Origin of the sequence: Herbaspirillum frisingense GSF30 (assembly GCF_000300975.2) — a bacterium.
In the GTDB taxonomy this organism is placed as follows: Bacteria; Pseudomonadota; Gammaproteobacteria; order Burkholderiales; family Burkholderiaceae_D; genus Herbaspirillum; species Herbaspirillum frisingense.
This window is the reverse complement of record NZ_AEEC02000015.1, coordinates 73,490-91,111: the sequence shown is the minus strand read 5'-3', so window position 1 is coordinate 91,111 and position 17,622 is coordinate 73,490. Positions and strand designations below refer to the sequence as shown.

The 17,622-nt window shown below is 63.2% G+C and carries 14 protein-coding genes and 1 pseudogene; 1 reads left to right on the top strand and 14 read right to left on the bottom strand.

Annotated features, from left to right (window positions below; all coding sequences use genetic code 11):
* Positions 1-163: 163 nt before the first annotated feature.
* The 14 genes and pseudogenes from HFRIS_RS12350 to polA all read right to left on the bottom strand — a co-directional run bounded on the left by HFRIS_RS12350 (position 164) and on the right by polA (position 16,651).
* Positions 164-1,123: an aspartate carbamoyltransferase catalytic subunit gene (locus tag HFRIS_RS12350; protein WP_006463696.1), complete on the bottom strand. Its 960-nt coding sequence runs from the start codon at positions 1,121-1,123 to the stop codon at positions 164-166.
* Entirely contained in the window at positions 1,116-1,628 is a 513-nt protein-coding gene (pyrR, locus tag HFRIS_RS12345) for a bifunctional pyr operon transcriptional regulator/uracil phosphoribosyltransferase PyrR (protein ID WP_006463694.1), read from the bottom strand. The genes HFRIS_RS12350 and pyrR overlap by 8 nt, the downstream gene beginning before the upstream one ends.
* Positions 1,625-2,011, bottom strand: coding sequence for a Holliday junction resolvase RuvX (gene ruvX, locus HFRIS_RS12340; protein ID WP_006463693.1), 387 nt, complete (start codon positions 2,009-2,011; stop codon positions 1,625-1,627). Before ruvX ends, pyrR begins: the two co-directional genes overlap by 4 nt.
* An 18-nt stretch (positions 2,012-2,029) precedes the next feature.
* Positions 2,030-2,818 carry a YqgE/AlgH family protein gene (locus tag HFRIS_RS12335; RefSeq protein WP_006463691.1) on the bottom strand — a complete coding sequence of 263 codons (789 nt, stop codon included), beginning with the start codon at positions 2,816-2,818 and terminating at the stop codon, positions 2,030-2,032.
* A gap of 91 nt (positions 2,819-2,909) precedes the next feature.
* Complete coding sequence (locus tag HFRIS_RS12330) at positions 2,910-4,325, bottom strand: amidohydrolase family protein (protein WP_006463689.1); 1,416 nt, start codon at positions 4,323-4,325, stop codon at positions 2,910-2,912.
* A gap of 28 nt (positions 4,326-4,353) precedes the next feature.
* Positions 4,354-5,156: pseudogene (locus HFRIS_RS12325) on the bottom strand (ABC transporter permease).
* A complete protein-coding gene (locus HFRIS_RS12320) occupies positions 5,140-5,997 on the bottom strand; it encodes an ABC transporter ATP-binding protein (protein WP_006463688.1) in 858 nt (285 codons plus the stop codon). The pseudogene HFRIS_RS12325 and the gene HFRIS_RS12320 overlap by 17 nt, the downstream one beginning before the upstream one ends.
* A gap of 17 nt (positions 5,998-6,014) precedes the next feature.
* The gene (locus tag HFRIS_RS12315) at positions 6,015-7,046 is read right to left on the bottom strand and encodes an aromatic ring-hydroxylating dioxygenase subunit alpha (protein ID WP_039875491.1); all 1,032 of its coding nucleotides are present in this window, start codon (positions 7,044-7,046) and stop codon (positions 6,015-6,017) included.
* A 125-nt stretch (positions 7,047-7,171) separates the two neighbouring features.
* Positions 7,172-8,158, bottom strand: a complete 987-nt coding sequence (locus tag HFRIS_RS12310; RefSeq protein ID WP_039875489.1) for an isopenicillin N synthase family dioxygenase — start codon at positions 8,156-8,158, stop codon at positions 7,172-7,174.
* Between the two features lie 60 nt (positions 8,159-8,218).
* Positions 8,219-9,223: an ABC transporter substrate-binding protein gene (locus HFRIS_RS12305; RefSeq protein WP_006463682.1), complete on the bottom strand. Its 1,005-nt coding sequence runs from the start codon at positions 9,221-9,223 to the stop codon at positions 8,219-8,221.
* 47 nt (positions 9,224-9,270) lie between these two features.
* Positions 9,271-10,296, bottom strand: coding sequence for a PDR/VanB family oxidoreductase (locus HFRIS_RS12300; RefSeq protein WP_006463680.1), 1,026 nt, complete (start codon positions 10,294-10,296; stop codon positions 9,271-9,273).
* 397 nt (positions 10,297-10,693) lie between these two features.
* Positions 10,694-11,578 (bottom strand): dienelactone hydrolase family protein, encoded by an 885-nt coding sequence (locus tag HFRIS_RS12295; RefSeq protein ID WP_006463677.1) that lies wholly within the window; start codon positions 11,576-11,578, stop codon positions 10,694-10,696.
* A 217-nt stretch (positions 11,579-11,795) separates the two neighbouring features.
* Complete coding sequence (locus HFRIS_RS12290) at positions 11,796-13,478, bottom strand: methyl-accepting chemotaxis protein (protein WP_039875487.1); 1,683 nt, start codon at positions 13,476-13,478, stop codon at positions 11,796-11,798.
* A 410-nt stretch (positions 13,479-13,888) separates the two neighbouring features.
* Complete coding sequence (polA, locus tag HFRIS_RS12285) at positions 13,889-16,651, bottom strand: DNA polymerase I (RefSeq protein ID WP_006463674.1); 2,763 nt, start codon at positions 16,649-16,651, stop codon at positions 13,889-13,891.
* On the opposite strand from polA, the gene HFRIS_RS12280 reads away from it, so the two are divergent.
* Positions 16,652-17,398: an LOG family protein gene (locus HFRIS_RS12280; RefSeq protein WP_006463673.1), complete on the top strand. Its 747-nt coding sequence runs from the start codon at positions 16,652-16,654 to the stop codon at positions 17,396-17,398.
* Positions 17,399-17,622: the final 224 nt, after the last annotated feature.

Sequence of the window (17,622 nt, the reverse complement as noted above, 5' to 3'; positions counted from 1 at the left end):
CTACTGGTCACGCACACCGTGCGCTGGCTTCGATACGGCCCTGCGGCCCTACTCAGCCCGAACGGGCTTAGGTGGAGCCGGGACGGTCAAACATTGACTCCGTTCGCCCTGAGTAGCCGCGTAGCGGCGTATCGAAGGGCAGATTCAGGACACCTTACTCAATTCAATTACCAGCCACGATACTCATGACCGCCATGCGCACCGCGATGCCGAAGGTCACCTGCGGCAGGATCACTGCCTGGGCGCCGTCAGCCACGGCCGAGTCGATTTCCACGCCGCGGTTCATCGGACCGGGGTGCATCACGATGGCGTCCGGCTTGGCCAGGGCCAGGCGTTCCGGGGTCAGGCCGTAGCTCTTGAAGAACTCCTGCGCCGAGGGCAGCAGCGCACCGCTCATGCGCTCGTTCTGCAGGCGCAGCATGATGATCACGTCGACGTCCTTCAAGCCCTCTTCCATGTTGTGGAAGACGCGCACGCCCATCTGCTCCAGGCCACTGGGCAAGAGCGTACGTGGGCCGATGGCCCGCACTTCAGGCACGCCCAGGGTGGTCAGCGCATGGATGTCGGAACGCGCCACTCGGCTGTGCAGGATGTCGCCCACGATGGCCACGCGCAGGTTGGTGAAATCCTTCTTGTAGTGGCGGATGGTGTACATGTCCAGCAGCCCCTGGGTCGGGTGCGCGTGACGGCCGTCGCCGGCGTTGACCACGTGCACATGCGACTGCCTGGTGTCGATCAGGTGCTTGGCGATCAGGAAGGGCGCGCCCGATTGGGCGTGGCGCACCACGAACATGTCGGCATGCATGGCCGCCAGGTTGTCGATGGTGTCCAGCAGCGACTCGCCCTTGCTGGTGCTGGAGGCCTGGATGTTGAGGTTGATCACGTCCGCCGACAGGCGCTTGGAAGCGATCTCGAAGGTGGTACGGGTACGTGTGGAGTTCTCGAAGAAGAGATTGAACACGCTCTTGCCACGCATGAGCGGCACCTTCTTGACTTCGCGGTCGCCGATGCTGACGAACGAAGAGGCGGTGTCGAGGATGTGCGTGAGAATCGAGCGCGGCAGGCCCTCGATGGTCAGCAGGTGCTGCAGTTCGCCGTTTTTATTGAGTTGTGGATTAAGCATGGACCACCGTGAGTGAGAAGCGGCCGTCGTCGGCGCGTTGCAATTGCAGGTTTTCTTGTTTGGTCAGTTCAACCGAGGTCGCCACGAAATCGGCAGCCACCGGCAGCTCACGCCCGCCGCGATCGGCCAGCGCGGCCAGCAGCACGCGCGCCGGGCGGCCGTAGTCGAACAGTTCGTTGATGGCCGCGCGCGTGGTGCGCCCGGTGTAGAGCACGTCGTCCACCAGCAGGATGGTGGCGCCTTCGACGTCGAAGGGAATCTGGCTGGGCTTGACGTCCGCGCGCAGGCCCTTTTCGGAAAAGTCGTCGCGATAGAAGGACACGTCGACAAAGCCCAGGCGTTCGGTCAGGCCCAGTTCGGCTGCCAGCCGCTCGGCCAGCCAGGCGCCACCGGAATGGATGCCCACCAGCGCCACGTCGGTCGCGCCCTGCAGGCCGGTCCTGATCTGCTGCACCAGGGTCTGGTACAGCGCTTCTGCATCAAGCTGGGAAGATGTTGTGCTCATGAATGTGCGTCGTCAAAGTATTGCTGCAAAATGATGGCGGCGGCCTGGTCGTCGATCTGCTCGCCGCGCTGGTGCTGGATCACCGCCGAACTGTAGCGTTCATCCACCAGCGTGACCTCGACCCCGTAGCGACCGTGCAGCTGGTTGGCGAAGCGCCGGCAGCGCACGCTCATCTCGTGCTCCGCGCCGTCCGGGTGCAAGGGCAGGCCGACCACGCAGCGCGATGGCTGCCACTCTGCGATCAGGCGTGCGATGGCGGCGAACTTGCCGTCGTTGGTGGGCTCGCCGATCACCGCCAGCGGCTGGGCCTGCTTCAGACCGGTATTGCCCACTGCCACGCCGATGCGTTTCAAGCCGAAGTCGAAGGCCAGGATGGTTTCCAAGGGTTTTCCCTATCGTCCTCAGGCCCGCCCGGCGTCGCCGGAGAGCATCACCGGATCGATGCCCAGCAAGGCCAGGGCTGCCGTGAAGCGTTCTTCCACGGGCAGTTCGAAGATGATGGCCGGATCGGCCTTCACCGTCAGCCAGCCATTGCGTCCGATCTCCCCTTCCAGCTGACCCGGGCTCCAGCCTGAGCAACCCAGCGTCACCAGCACCCGCTCAGGGCCGTTGCCATACGCCACCGCTTCCAGCACATCCTTGGAGGTGGTCAGCGCGACATCATCGGTCACCTGCAGGGTGGAGGAGTATTTTTCCGAGGTCGAATGCAGCACGAAGCCGCGCTCCACCTGCACCGGGCCACCGAACATGACCGGCCGGCGATACAGCTCCGGCATGGCGTCAGGGGTATCAGGGCGGATTTCCAGCTTGAGGTTGATGCGGTCGAACAGCACGTCCATCGTCATGTCGGTGGGCTTGTTGATGACTACGCCCAGCGCGCCGTTATGGTTGTGTTCGCACAGATAGACCACCGTGCCGCCGAAGACCGGGTCCAGCATGGACGGCATGGCGATCAGGAAGTGATTGGTCAGGTCCAGTTCCAGCGGGGGCCGGGTTTCCTCTTCGGCGCTGTCTTCGCCCGCGGCGGAAGCTCCGGATGGTGCGGAAGAGCCGGAAGACCCGGCTTGGGCCGAAGCCGCCTCGCGGCGAGGTGAGTCAGGACGGAAAGGATCGAAAGCGCCAAAGGAATCCATGGATTCATCGAAATCCTCGGCTGAGAAACTGAAGGGAGAATTACGTCGCTTGATCATCCCGCCATTTTAGCAGTTTTGGCCGCCTCCCCATGCGGCTCATGGGGAAAGCGGGGACCAAGGCGGCACAAGCAAGCGACTTCGCCCTGCCCTAATTGCCTGCAAGCATCATCTGCACCGCCTGACGCGCTTGCGCTCCCAGTTCTGCCAGATCCAGCCCGGGAATGACATCTTCCCGCACCACCGCCCGGCCGCCGACCCACATTGCCTTCAGGAAAGGCCGTCCACCCGAGGCCACCGGCCCGATGGCCGGATCATGCAGGCCGAAGTAGCGCGGGTCATCCAGGCGGTACAGCGCAATATCGGCCTGCTGCCCCACCTGCAGGCCGTCCAGCGCCTCCAGCCCGAGCACTCGTGCGCCACCGGTCGTGCCCCAGCGCACCACATCCTCCACCGTGGCCTCGGCCGCGCCTCCCTCGAAGCTGCCGCCCCGCAATACCGGCGTCGCTTCCTGGCCGCGCCGGGCGCGCTGCATCAGCCAGGCGGCGTGGGTCTCGGAAATCATGTCAGCCGCCTCGTTGGAAGCCGCGCCATCCACGCCGATCGACACCGGCACGCCGGCTGCCTCCAGTGCACGTATCGGCGCAATCCCGCTACCCAGGCGCCCATTGCTCTGCGGACAATGGGCAATCCCGGTGCCGGTGGCGCCCAGCAGGGCAATTTCCTCGGCATCGAGTTTGACCAGATGCGCAAACCACACGTCCGGCCCCAGCCAGCCGATGCGCTCGCAAAACTGTACCGGGCTGCAGCCATGCATGGCATGCGCGCTGTCCTGGTAGCCCACGGTCTCGGAGAGATGACTGTGCAGCCGCAAGCCCATCTCCCGTGCCGCCACCGCCATCTCGCGCAGTTCTTCGGGTGCCGCCGAATAGAGTGGCGTGGTGGGCGCCATCACCACCCTGCGCATGGCCGCTGGCGCCGGATCATGGAAACGCTTGCGCAAGCGCGCCATGTCCGCCAGGAAACCCTCCAGCGTCTCGGGCCGCAAGGCACTCGGCAATTCGGCCTCCAGTTGGCGGGTTCGCGTCGCGGTACCGCGACACAGCACGAAGCGCAGGCCCAGTCGCTCGGCCTCCTCGAACAGGATCTCGGAGGTATCGAAGGGCATGCTCGGGTAGTACAGGTAGTTGTGGTCGGCAATCGTGCCGCAGCCCGAACGCAGCAGTTCCACCATGCCAATGCGCGCCGCCAGCCGGAACAGCTCGGCATCGAATCTGGCCCGATAGCGATAGGGTGTGGCCGCCAGCCAGGGAGTCAGCGTCGCGTTGATGCCCAACGGGTCGCCCTTCAACAGGGACTGGAACAGGTGATGATGGGTATTGACCCAGGCCGGATAGGCCACGCAATCGCTGGCATCGATCACGTCTTCGCCGGCCTGTGCCGCGAGCCGGCCGATGGCGGCGATCACGCCGTCCTGCACCCGGATGTCGGGGCCGACGTGGCGCGCCGCAGCGCCGGGCAAGCCGGTCATGATGGCTTGCAGGTTCCTGATCAGGAAGGTGTTCATGCGCAATCGTCTCCTTGTTGTCGCAGGTTCATCCCATTTCGCTTTCATGCCAGCCGGCCAGCGCCGCGCGCGACAGTGCACTCATCAGCCAGAACAGCAGGATGCCGGTCAGCGTGATCAGCAGCAAGGCCGCAAACAGCCGCGGGATATTGAGCTGGAAGCCGGCCTGCAGGATCTGGTAGGCCAGTCCCGAGCCGGTACCGCCGGTACCGGCCACGAACTCCGCCACCACGGCGCCGATCAGCGCCAGTCCGCTGGAAATGCGCAAGCCGCCGAAAAATAAGGCAAGGCACTCGGAATGCGCAAGCGCCTGAGCGTCTGCCAGCGGGTCGCCTTGTTCAGCCGGAACAGGTTGAGCAAGCCCGGATTGACGCTGCGCAGCCCCAGCGTGGTGTTGGAGATGATCGGGAACAGCGCCATGATGGTGGCGCAGACCGTCAGCGCAGCCGTGGTGTCCTTGACCCAGATGATGATCAACGGCGCAATCGCCACGATGGGCGTGACCTGCAGGATGATCGCATAGGGAAACAGGCTGACCTCGATGAAGCGGCTCTGCACGAACACGAAGGCGATCGCCACGCCCAGGATCACCGCCAGCACAAAAGCCAGGAAGGTGATCTTCAGCGTCACCAGCAACGAATCAAGCAGCATGCCCCAGTCGGCCACCAGGGTCTTGGCGATCAAGGAAGGCGTCGGTATCAGATAGGGCGGCACCTCCAGCAGCGTGCAGACCACCTGCCACATCAGGAGCAAGGTAATACCGATCGCCAGCGGTGCGGCCACCCGCCAGAAACCGGGACGGTTGACCAGCGGCTCAGTGTTGGGCTTCATGACCGCCTCCCTGCTGGTTGGCCAGCGTCAAGTAATCAGATAGCGTCTTGCAATACTGCATGAAGGGCGCCGAAATGCGGAAGGCCTCGTCACGCAGCCCTGGCGCATCGATGGCCACATCGGCGATCACCCGCCCGGGCCGCGCCGCCATCACGATCACCCGCGAAGACAGGAACACCGCCTCGTAGATGCTGTGGGTCACGAAGACCACCGTCAGGTCCTGCTGGCTCCAGATAGCGCGCAGGTCGGAATCGAGCTTGTTGCGAGTGAATTCATCCAGGGCACCGAACGGCTCATCCATCAGCAGCAGATTGGGCGAGGTCGCCAGCGCCCGCGCAATCGAGGCACGCATCTGCATGCCGCCGGACAATTCGCGCGGCAGCACCTTGTGGAACTTGTCCAGGCCCACCAGCTTCAGGGCGGCCGCCACCCGTGCATCGGCCTGCGCACGTGGCACGTGGCGCAGGTCCAGCGGCAACCGTGCATTCTGTTCCACCGTGGCCCAGGGCATGAGCGTGGCTTCCTGGAACACCATGGCCAGCGTGCGCTCCGGCGTCCCGACCGTGGCCAGGTTACCGCCCCACCAACGCAGATGCCCATGCGACGGCTCCTCCAGCCCGGCGAACATCTTCAGCAGGGTGCTCTTGCCGCAGCCCGACGGGCCCAGCAAAGAGACGAACTCCCCGCGCCCGATATCGAGCCGCACTTCGTCCAGGGCGCGTGTGCCGTTGCGGTAGGTCTTCTCCACCCGTTGCGCCGACAGCACCGGAGCCTCGCCGGATGCCTCGCCCTGCTGCTCCCATGCCGCGGCCTGCGACATGGCGTGATCATCTCTGTCCATGGAATCTCCTGGCGGGTTCATGCAGCGGGATGGATGCGGAAGACTTCGGATTCGCCATGCTCTTCCAGCAACTGGAGCAGCATGCGGCGCATGATCAGACCCGGACGGTCCGAGGCCATGTGGAATTCCTGGCGGCGCCGCACGTCGATGCAGGCGTCCGGGTCGGTGGCTTCCAGGATGTCACGGTCTTCCACCAGGATGGGGGCGTCCCAGGCGATCAGCTCGGCCTCGGAGCAATCCTCCTCGGTATCGTTGCGGTACAGCCACTGCGCCAGCATGATGCTGCCATCGTCGATGGGCGTAGCGCAGTTGTAGATGATGTGATGCCGGCCGCTCTCCGGATAGGTGCAACCGAAGCGGCGCACGAAAGGCAGGTACCAGCGGTTGAACATGTGGCGCACGGTGGTATCAGCCGTGCTGCCGGTGACGCGGTGGCTGGCCGGCACGTTCTTGATCGGCACCCGTGTCTCGGCCTCGAAGCCGTAGTCGGTTTCCTCGATCTCGTACTTCTCCGGCTTGGGCTGATCGTACAGGCCGAAGGTAGCCCGATGCACGTAGCTGAAATGGGAATTGTCGAAGGAGTTTTCCATCATGCGCAGCGCGCTGGTATCCCAGCGTTCGTAGAACTGGAAGATGCGGCGGTATCCCGGCGCACCATCCTCGGGAAAATCGGGGATGTCACGCAGCGGATCTTCCAGCGCCACCCAGACATAACCGTAGCGCTCCTTGCAGTGATAGGACTTCACGCAGGCACCCGACGGTACGCTGCCGTCCACGCTCTGCGGCACGCGCACGCAGGCGCCCTCGCCGTTGAAGGTCCAGCCATGGTAGCCGCAGACGATATTGCCGTTTTCCACGAAGCCCTTGGACAGCCGCGCCGTGCGATGGCAGCAGCGGTCCTGCAAGGCGGCCGGCGTACCATCTTCCCTGAGCCATACCACCAGCTTCTCGCCCAGCAGCGTAAAGGGCTGCGGACCGTCCTTGAGCTGCGAGATGGGCATGAGCGCGTACCAGAACCTGCGCAAGACTTTTTGTTGAGTTACCAGCATGATGCTGCTCCTTCTGCTTGGACTGCGGACCTGGGGATCCGCAGTGGTCCGGCCGGCGTGCCAACACGGTCGCCTTCGCCGGAAAATCTGACATTCGAAAATTCGGACTTGCTGGCTGCGGTGACTCAGTCCACCGCCACCGCCCCGAAGGTCTGCCTCACCTTCATGTCCAGGTACTCGCCAATGGTGCAAGGCGCATAACGCGGTGGGCGGTCGGCGCTGCAGCAGGTCGGCAGGCAGGCCACCACGGCCGCCTGGTCGCCATCCTGGAAAAAAGGCAGCGAATAACGCGGTACCGTGCCGGCATTGAGCACGCGATGTGGATTGCTGTGATAGAGGTCATTGCTCCAGCGCTGCAGCAGGTCACCGATGTTGACCACGAAACTGTCCTTGATGGGCGGTGCGCTCACCCACTGGCCCTCTGCGTTGCAGACCTCCAGTCCACCGATGGCATCCTGCGCGAGGATGGTGACCAGGCCCCAGTCGGTATGCGCACCGGCGCCGATCTGGTTGTTGCGCGCACCGTCCGGTTGCGGCGGGTAGTGCAGCATTCGTTGGGTGGCGATGGGCGTTTCCAGCACCGGCTCGAAGAAATCCTCCGGCATCTCCAGCGACAGCGCGATCACGCTGAGCAGACGATGCGAGAGCGCGCGCACGGCTTCGTAATAGCGCCGCGAATGGGCTTCGAATCCGGGTAGGTCCTGCGGCCAGCGGTGGTGGCCATAGCGCAAGAGTCCGCGCTGCACGTAGGCATGATCATGGGCAATGTCGAAGCCGAACTGGAAGCCCTCCTTCAGGTCCGCCGGCGAACCTTCATCAAGGGCCTGCGCCCCCATGCGTTCATAGCCGTAGCCGGACGGCGAACCGCGCATGTCGATGGCCGCCTTGCTGGCCGCCGGCAGCGCAAAGAATCGGCGCGCCCAGTCGAACTGGCCTTCCACCAGTGACTGCGGGACACCGTGGTTGACGATGTAGAAGAAACCCACGTCACGCGAAATCTTGTGGATTTCCCAGGCCAGCGCTTCGCGCCGGCTTCGCTCGGGGGAAAACGCATCGGCAAAATCGATCACCGGGATGCGGCGTGCTGTCATCGGTGCTGTGTAGGGAATCATGGCGTCCTCACGCGCAAGGTGGACCGCGCCGCCGCACTCACGCAGCGGCGCCCAACGGGATCAGGGCATGACCTTCATGTCCTTGACGAACTGGGTGGTGTAGGCCTTGTGATAATCCGTACCCGCCTTGAGCAGGCCGGTAGCGACCATGACGTCATAGGTCTGCTTCCAGCGTTCATCGGTCATCACGCCGATGCCCAACCGTGCCGCATCGCCACCCGTGACCACCTTGAGCTCCTTGAGCTTGCCCAGGGCATAGGCCAGTTGCTCGTCGTCCATGTTCTTGTTGTCGGCCTTGATGAGGGCATTGGCCGGGGCCGGGTCTTCCAGGTAGCTCTTCCAGCCTTCCGCGGTCGCCTTGACGAAGCGCTGCACCAGGTCGGGCTTGCTGGCCACGGTCTTTTGCAGCGTCACGATGGTGGTGCCATACGGCGGATAGCCCTCGCTGGCAAAGAGGAAGAACTTGCTCTTCACGCCGGCCTTGTCGGCCTGGAACAGTTCGGAGGAAGGATAGGCCTGCTGCGCGATGTTGGGATCGGCGAAGAAAGGCTGCAGGTTGAAGGTGTAGGCCTTGGACTGCGCATCGGTATAGCCATACTTGGACTTGAGCCACGGCCACCAGCTCGACTGGCCGGAGCCCGCCACCAGAATGGTCTTGTTCTTCAGCCCGGCCAGGCTGGTGACATCATCATGCGTCATCATGCCCTGCAGGTCGGACTGGAAGGACGTACCCACCGTCACCAGCGGCAAGCCCTGCTCTATCCCCTTGAGTACCGTGAAGTCATACCCCATGCTGAAGTCGGCCTGCCCCGCCACCAGGATCTGCATGTTGTTGACCTGCGGGCCACCCATCTTGATGGTGACATCCATGCCGTACTTCTTGTAGATGCCCTTGGCCACGGCCTGGTAGAAGCCGCCATGCTCGGCCTGCGCATACCAGTTCGACAGCAGGGTGACCTTGTCCTCGGCATGGGCCAGGCCGGCCATCTGCAGGGCTGCCGCGCCCAGCCATAGTGCGGCCACACGCCGCATGAAAGTCCGCTTCTGCATCGCTTGCTTCTTCATAGCCTTCCTCTCCAGGTGGGTTGAACTTGCACAGACAAATCGGAACATCACAGATCCAGTACCAATCGCGTTCCTGCACAGCGCGAGACGCAGGGCATCAGCGTGCGACCACTGGCGCGCTCGGCGGCCGAGAGCACGCTGTCCCGATGCAGGGGCAGGCCTTCCAGCACGGTGCTTTCGCAACTGCCGCAGAATCCCTCGCCGCAGGAGGTGCCGATCACCACGCCAGCTCCGGCGGCGGCGGCCACGATGCTCTGGCCGGGCGACACCGTGCAGCTCACGCCCGAGCGCTGCAAGACCAGTTCGAAGACATGGTGGTCCTGGTCAGAGGCATGGATGACGGCATGGCTTGCGCCGGTGGGCGCGGCGAACCATTCGAAATGGATATCGTCCTCGCGCCAGCCGGCCTGGCGCGCATGGTCACGCGCCGCCTCGATGAAGGGCGCGGGACCGCATACATAAAGCGGGGAAGAGCACGGCACGCCGGCCAGCGCAGCGGCAATGGCGCGTCCGGTCTCGGCGCCATCCAGCCCCAGATGCAGGGACATGCCCTGCGAGCAGGCCGCCAGCTCATGGAAGAAGGCCGCGTGCGCCAGGCCGCGTGCAAAATAATGCAGACGATGGCGTACACCGCGCGCGGCCATGTCGGCGACCATCGCATGGAGCGGTGTGATACCGATACCGGCGGCCAGGAGCAGCGGAGGACGTTCATCAACCACCAGAGGAAAGGCATTGACGGGTGCCGCTGCAGTGAGCAGGTCGCCCTCTTCCACCTGGTGGTGCAAGAAGGCCGAGCCGCCGCGTGAGGCGGCCTCCCTCTTGACGGCGATCACATAACAGTCGCGCTGTTGCGGCGTATTGCACAGCGAATAGCAGCGCTCCAGCCCCTCCCCCAGTTGCAGGCGCAGGTGCGCGCCCGCGCTCCATGGCGGCAATGGGGCGCCATCTGCAGAGCTCAGTTCGAACAGGCGGATATCGGCAGCCGCCGGGCGTATGGCCTTCACCCGCAGGTGCAGCACGGTTGGGGGATCGGCCGGGGCAACGCGATTGAAGCGTTCAGCGACGGCATTCATCGCGCACCTCGCAGAGAGGCGGGCGATCCTGAGCGTGGCCGGGAAGAGCGTAGAGAAAATGAGAAAGAGAAAAGCGCGCGGGCATCGTGCATGGTCTCGTGTCCTATCAAAAGATGGGGACCATCGGGGGTTCCGATGGCATCACGAGCAATGCCCCGCAGGAAGGTAAGTGTCCGTTCTACCGACCGCTAGCCGCTTCTACTCAATCCTTGTCATAGCAAACCGCGTGCCAATGGCGCAAGGCCGGGATCGGCGCGGTATACCCATGTGTTTTGTCGGATACCAATGAAAAAGGGACGGAACTCCGTCCCTTGCCGCAAACGTCCTGCACATCTTGGTGCGCCATGCCTTGATCTGCATCAGACGCGCACCAATAAGAGGCCGGACCTTCAGCGCGTCACGCCACGCCGTGACTCTTGAAGAAAGCTACCACCTTGGCCCAGGCGTCCTTGGCGTCGGCCTCGACATAGCTGGGGCGGTAATCGGCATTGAAGGCGTGGCCGGAATTGGCATAGACATGGAATTCCGACTTGTTGCCAGCCTTCTGCAGGGCTTCCTTCATCTGTTCCACGGTAGAGACCGGGATGCCCTGATCCTTGCCGCCATAGAGGCCAATGACTGGCGTCTTCAGCGTAGCTGCGATATCGATCGGCTGCTGCGGGAACAGCGCGGTCTTCTCGCCCACCAGACGGCCATACCAGGCGGCACCGGCCTTGACCTTGGGATTGTGGGCGCTGTAGAGCCAGACGATGCGGCCACCCCAGCAGAAGCCGTTGATGCCCAGACGGCTGGTATCGCCGCCATTTTCGCCGGCCCACTTCACGTAGGCATCGATGTCGCCCATCACCTGGGCATCCGGCACCTTGGAAATGATGTCCTTCTGCAGCTCGGCAATGGAGGTATAGGCCATGGGATTGCCCTGGCGCACGAAGAAGTCCGGTGCGATGGCCAGATAGCCCAGCTTGGCGAAGCGGCGGGCGATATCGGCGATGTGCTCGTGCACCCCGAAGATTTCCGACACCACGATGATGACCGGCAGCCCGGTCTTGCCCTCGGGCTGGGCGCGATAGGCCGGCACGCGCTGGCCGTTGACGTCGATGGCGACCTCGCCGGCGGTCAGGCCGCTGGTGTCGGTCTTGATCATGGTCTGCGCGCAGACCGGCAGCACGGCGGCGGCAAAGCCGGTGCCCAGGGCAGTCTTCAGGAAGGTACGGCGGTCGGCGCTGCCGGACAGGGTGCTCTGTCCCAGCAGGCTGTCGAAGTCATTGCGAAGGTCGTTCATCGGGTTCTCCATCTTGGTGGCACGTGGCCTCGTTGTGGTGGACGTGATGCGGGGAAGGATCGCGGATTTCCTGGCCTCATCCGGAATATCCAGATCCAGAAAAAAGCGGCCCTTGCAGGCCGCTTGCCGGCATCCTCACGGATGCGCTCCGACTTCACCCAAGCCGGAGTCTAACCGCAAACCGGCGCAGGCGTTGTTCCCGTCCTATGGGCCGTCCTCAGCCCTGCACCGCCAGCACCTGGCCACCGGCCGGCAATTCCGGCGCGCCCGGCGTGACATCGATGACACGCTCGGCACTCGGCGCCGCATAGGATGACGCCACCCTCGCCTGGGCAGCATCGACACGGAACACGCTGACCAGCTGTTGCAGGCCGGCCGCCTGTTCCTGCAGCGAACGGGCCGCCGCAGCCGCCTGCTCGACCAGCGCCGCATTCTGCTGCGTCATGTCGTCGATCTGGATGATCGCCTCGTTGACCTGTTCGATGCCGCTGCTCTGTTCGCGGTTGGCGTGGGTGATCTCGGTCATCACGTCGGTCACGCGGCGGATGCTGGTGACGATGTCGGTCATGGTGCTGCCGGCCTGTTCCACCAGCTTGCTGCCGTTCTCGACCTTGCCCACGGAGTCGCCGATGAGCACCTTGATTTCCTTGGCCGCCGAGGCCGAGCGCTGGGCCAGCGAGCGCACCTCGGAAGCCACCACCGCAAAACCGCGCCCCTGCTCGCCGGCGCGGGCCGCTTCGACCGCTGCATTCAGTGCCAGGATGTTGGTCTGGAAGGCGATGCCATCGATCACGCTGACGATATCGGCCACCTTCTGCGAAGAGGCATTGATGGACTGCATCGTCTCCACCACCTGCGAGACGATGCTGCCACCCTGCACCGCGACGTCGGAGGCAGCCAGCGCCAGGTCGTTGGCCTGGTGGGCGTTCTCGGCATTCTGCTTGACGGTGGAATTGAGCTGTTCCATCGAGGAAGCGGTTTCTTCGAGGGCGCCGGCCTGCTGCTCGGTACGGCCCGACAGGTCGAGGTTGCCGCGGGCGATTTCGGTGGAGGCGGTGGTGATGGTTTCCGAACCCCTACGTACTTCGGTGACGATGGCGGCCAGCTTGTCGCGCATGATACGCATGGCGGCCAGCAGGCTGTCGTTGTCGCCGGGGCGGGTATCGATGACCACGGCCAGGTCGCCTTCGGCAATCTGGCCAGCGATCTGCACTGCGTAGTCCGGCTCACCGCCCAGCTTGCGCAGGATCTGGCGGGTCAGCCAGAGTGCCGCCAGGATGGCGGTGACCACGCCGATGGCGCTGATGACCAGCATCAGCAGGCGCGCACGTGCATAGGCAGTGGCGCTGGCCTCGGCGGCTTCCTTGTTGAGCCGGTCTTCCAGCGCGGCCAGCGCCTTCAGTTCAACCTGCCAGGACTTCTGCACCGGCAGGTATTGTTCCTTCAGGAATTGCGCCAGCTCGTAGGCCTCACGACGCTTGCCGAACTCCACGGCTTCGCTGATGAGCTTTTCGGCATTGGCGGCCTGGGCGGCGATCTTGGGCAGGGCGGCCTTTTCTTCCTCGGTGGTGTCGGCCGAATCAGTGAAGAGCTGCTGCAGCTTCTGCGCGGCCATCTTGTACTTCAGCGTCTGCGCCTCGATGTACTGCGCCTCGATATCCACATCCTCGGGAGCGGCCGGCAGCATCAGGTTGCGCAGCGAGATGGAACGTTCGCCCACGGTCTCCAGCATGTCCTTGACCAGCGTGCTCTCGGGGTTCTTGACCTCGACCACGTGGGTGAAGCGCCCCTGCACCTGGTGCATGTTGAAGATGCCGAAACCGGTCACCAGCACCAGCAACAGCACTACCCACGCAAACCCGAGTCCCAGGCGCGTGCCCACTTTCATTGCTGACTTCATGACGTCTCCTCCAATGTGTTCATCGGAGGCCGGACGGAAGCGTTGGGGGATGGAAAGACCTGCGCCAATGGCGCAGCCCGCATGCGCGGTGCGTGTCGAAAAACCTGGTGCGTGTCCCCTGCCCTTTCCTGCCCAGCCTCTGCTGCACCGGACCTTGGTCCGGCTTCACCCAGTGCGTCGTCCCGTCTTCGAATGCCTGCGGTTGCGACGCCAGTCTTCTATTTTTTTCAGTTCTGATTGCGCCGACTTGTCAGTTCGTCAGCTTGTTGCATTGCCAATTTGCATCTCCGGCATCCGCGCCCGATCCGCTTTCCCTGGCGGGGCGGGCGCCGGTGCTACACGACCGGCGATCATGCGAACCCGGTCACGAACCGGGAACGATGTTTGCCAGAAACCGGAATTAATGTGAATTAATGTGCTTCGTCCCAATTCTTACCGATTCCTACCTCGGCAAGCAAGGGAACTTTCAGCTCCGCAACATTTTTCATCAATTCGGGCAGCTTTTCACGCACCACTGCCAATTCCTGTTGTGGAACTTCCAACACCAGTTCATCGTGCACCTGCATGATCATGCGGGTCTGCATGCCAGTCTTTTCCAGCCAGTCCTGCACCGCGATCATGGCCAGCTTGATGAGGTCGGCGGCAGTGCCCTGCATGGGCGCGTTGATTGCCGCCCGTTCCGCCCCCTGGCGACGCGGACCGTTGGGCGAATTGATCTCGGGCAGCCACAGGCGACGGCCGAACACGGTTTCCACATAGCCGCGGGCCTTGGCCTGCAGTCGGGTTTCGTCCATGTAGCGCTTCACGCCCGAAAAACGCATGAAATACTTGTCGATGTACATCTGCGCCGCCGAACGTTCGATGCCCAGGTTACCGGCCAGACCAAAGGCGCTCATGCCGTAGATCAGGCCGAAGTTGATCACCTTGGCATAACGGCGCTGCTCCGACTCGACCTGCTCGGGCGCGATGCCGAAGATTTCGGCGGCGGTCGCCTTGTGGATGTCTTCGTTGTTGGCGAACGCCTTCAGCATGTTTTCGTCTTCCGAGATATGCGCCATGATGCGCAACTCGATCTGCGAATAGTCGGCAGAGACGATCACGCTGCCTTCGGGCGCGACGAAGGCTTCGCGGATGCGACGACCTTCGGCAGTGCGGATCGGGATGTTCTGCAGGTTGGGCTCGTTGGAGGCCAGGCGACCGGTGACCGCCACGGCTTGCGCATAGTTGGTATGCACGCGCCCGGTGACCGGATTGATCATCTTGGGCAGCTTGTCGGTGTAGGTGGACTTGAGCTTGGACAGGCCGCGATAGTCCAGCAACACCTTGGGCAGCGGATAGTCCTCGGCCAGCTTCTGCAGCACTTCTTCGTCGGTGGAGGGCGCGCCGGAAGCGGTCTTCTTCACCACCGGCAACTCCAGCTTGCCGAACAGGATCTCGCCCAGTTGCTTGGGTGAATTCAGGTTGAAGGGCTGGCCAGCCAGGTCATAGGCCTGCTGCTCGATCTCCAGCATGCGGCGCCCGAGGTCTTGCGATTGCTGGCCCAGGCGTTCACTGTCGATGAGCACACCGTTACGCTCGATCTTCTGCAGCACCACCGAAGTCGGAACCTCGATCTTTTCGTAGATGAAGCGCAGCTTGTCGTCGTGCTCGATCTGCGGCCACATGGCGCGGTGCAAGGCCAGCGTGACCTCGGCATCCTCGGCCGCGTATTCGGTGGCGCGTTCGATGTCCACTTCGTTGAAGCCGATCTGGGACGCGCCCTTGCCGCACACCTCGGCGTAGGTGATGGTCTTGCGCTCCAGGTGACGCGCCGCCAGGCTGTCCATGTCGTGCGGGCGATGCGACTCGAAGACATAGGATTCCAGCAGCGTGTCGTGCTTCACCCCTGCCAGGCGAATGCCATAGTTGGCGAAGATGTGGCTGTCATATTTCAGGTGCTGGCCCAGCTTGGGCTTGCTGGCGTCCTCCAGCCAGGGCTTGAGTTTTTCCAGCACGTGCTCGCGCGACAATTGCGGCGGCGCATCCTGGTAATTGTGGCCCACCGGGATATAGGCGGCGCGGCCCGGCTCCCAGCACAGCGAGATGCCGACCAGCTCGGCCTGCATCGCTTCCAGCGAGGTGGTTTCGGTATCGACGGCGGTCAGTTCGGCCGCATTGATGGCGGCGATCCATTGGTCCAGCTGCGCATCGGTGAGCACGGTCTCGTACTCCACCGGCGTGGCGGGTGCGAACAAGCCGCCCTGGGCCGGCACTTCCAGCGCGGCCGCAGCCACGGCGCCCACCACCGGCGACTTGCCCACGGCGGCATCGCCGCCATCGGCCAGTTCACGCAGCCAGGTGCGGAAGTTGTAGCGGGTGAAGAGGTCCTTCAGGACTTCCTTGTCCTGCGGCTGCATGGTCAGCGATTCGAGGATGGACTTCATGTGCGCCGACAGGTCGCAATCGGTCTTGACCGTCACCAGCACGCGACCCTGCGGCAGCCAGTCCAGTGCGCGGCGCAGGTTCTCGCCGACCACGCCGCTGATCTTGTCGGCATTGGCCATCACCCCGTCCAGCGAATCGTAGGAGGTCAGCCATTTCACGGCAGTCTTGGGACCGCACTTTTCCACCCCGGGAACGTTGTCCACGGTGTCGCCGATGAGGCTGAGGTAATCGACGATACGGTTGGGCGGCACGCCGAATTTTGCAGTCACGCCGGCAATGTCGAGAACTTCATTGCTCATCGTGTTGACCAAGGTAACGTGTTCATCGACCAGCTGGGCCATGTCCTTGTCACCGGTGGAAATGATCGTATCCAGCCCGGCGGCGGTGGCCTGCACCGACAGCGTACCGATGACGTCATCGGCCTCGATGCCCTCGACCATCAGGATGGGCCAGCCCAGCGCGCGCACCGCAGCGTGGATGGGTTCGATCTGCAATGCCAGGTCTTCCGGCATCGACTTGCGGGTAGCCTTGTAGTCGGGATACAGATCATCACGGAAGGTCTTGCCCTTGGCATCGAACACACAGGCAACGTAACTTGCGGGATAATCGTTGCGCAGTCGGCGCAGCATATTGATGATGCCGTACAGCGCACCGGTGGGCGCGCCTTCCGCGTTACGCATATCGGGCAGTGCATGGAATGCGCGATAGAGGTAACTGGAACCATCAACTAACAACAAGGTTTTTTGCATATGGAACAGAGAGGAAAGAATGTCCCGCGCCTGCGGGAAGTGGGAGACATCGAACGCGCGACGGCCAAGAAGGCGCGCGAGTCGTGGCATGTACTCACGATTATGGCAGAATTCATTGAATCGACCGAACGTCTCTCCGAGCTGCGTCCTGCCGTTTCCATCTTCGGTTCTGCCCGTATCCGCCCCGACAATCCCCATTATCAACTGTGTGTGGAGATCGCCCGCCTGATCTCGGATGCCGGCTATGCCGTCATTTCCGGCGGTGGTCCCGGCATCATGGAGGCCGCCAACAAGGGCGCCTACGAAGGCGCCTCGCCCTCGGTGGGCCTGAACATCGAACTGCCGCACGAACAGCACGGCAATGCCTGGCAGGACATTTCGCTGTCCTTCCGTCATTTCTTCGCGCGCAAGGTCGCCTTCGTCAAATATGCCGACGCCTACGTGGTCCTGCCGGGCGGCTTCGGCACGCTCGACGAACTCACCGAAGCACTGACCCTGATGCAGACCGGCAAGTCACGCATGATGCCGGTGATCCTGGTGGGCAGCGAGTTCTGGGCCGGGCTGGTGGACTGGATCAAGACCCGCCTGGTGGACGACGGCATGATCTCGCCCAAGGACGTCAACCTGCTGCAGGTGATCGACGAGCCGGCCGAGGTCCTGGCGGCAATCCAGAAATTCCACGCCGAGAAATCCAAGCCGGCCGAAACGCAGCAGGAGGCGGAGCGGCAGAGCGGGATGTATCTGTAGGCCGGTCATTTAAGCGGTCTGGAAGCGCGGGCGGGACATGATCACCATGTCCCGCCCGTTCTGCTTTTCAAGGCGTGCATTTTGCCACGAGGCGACAACAGGGCTGCTTCTCACAAAAAATTTTCGAAGATCGTCTTCACTTTGAAGACTGGCCCACTCCAAATATTGACCAAAGGAAACGTCAATAAGTACCGTAGCGGATTCTTTTTTGACAAGAGAATCGC

What these genes read in the sequence shown, in the direction of transcription:
- HFRIS_RS12350 (WP_006463696.1), bottom strand. Translation starts at nt 1,123, where the DNA reads ATGCTTAATCCACAACTCAATAAAAACGGCGAACTGCAGCACCTGCTG.
- pyrR (WP_006463694.1), bottom strand. Translation starts at nt 1,628, where the DNA reads ATGAGCACAACATCTTCCCAGCTTGATGCAGAAGCGCTGTACCAGACC.
- HFRIS_RS12335 (WP_006463691.1), bottom strand. Translation starts at nt 2,818, where the DNA reads ATGATCAAGCGACGTAATTCTCCCTTCAGTTTCTCAGCCGAGGATTTC.
- HFRIS_RS12330 (WP_006463689.1), bottom strand. Translation starts at nt 4,325, where the DNA reads ATGAACACCTTCCTGATCAGGAACCTGCAAGCCATCATGACCGGCTTG.
- HFRIS_RS12320 (WP_006463688.1), bottom strand. Translation starts at nt 5,997, where the DNA reads ATGGACAGAGATGATCACGCCATGTCGCAGGCCGCGGCATGGGAGCAG.
- HFRIS_RS12315 (WP_039875491.1), bottom strand. Translation starts at nt 7,046, where the DNA reads ATGCTGGTAACTCAACAAAAAGTCTTGCGCAGGTTCTGGTACGCGCTC.
- HFRIS_RS12310 (WP_039875489.1), bottom strand. Translation starts at nt 8,158, where the DNA reads ATGATTCCCTACACAGCACCGATGACAGCACGCCGCATCCCGGTGATC.
- HFRIS_RS12305 (WP_006463682.1), bottom strand. Translation starts at nt 9,223, where the DNA reads ATGAAGAAGCAAGCGATGCAGAAGCGGACTTTCATGCGGCGTGTGGCC.
- HFRIS_RS12300 (WP_006463680.1), bottom strand. Translation starts at nt 10,296, where the DNA reads ATGAATGCCGTCGCTGAACGCTTCAATCGCGTTGCCCCGGCCGATCCC.
- HFRIS_RS12295 (WP_006463677.1), bottom strand. Translation starts at nt 11,578, where the DNA reads ATGAACGACCTTCGCAATGACTTCGACAGCCTGCTGGGACAGAGCACC.
- HFRIS_RS12290 (WP_039875487.1), bottom strand. Translation starts at nt 13,478, where the DNA reads ATGAAGTCAGCAATGAAAGTGGGCACGCGCCTGGGACTCGGGTTTGCG.
- polA (WP_006463674.1), bottom strand. Translation starts at nt 16,651, where the DNA reads ATGCAAAAAACCTTGTTGTTAGTTGATGGTTCCAGTTACCTCTATCGC.
- HFRIS_RS12280 (WP_006463673.1), top strand. Translation starts at nt 16,652, where the DNA reads ATGGAACAGAGAGGAAAGAATGTCCCGCGCCTGCGGGAAGTGGGAGAC.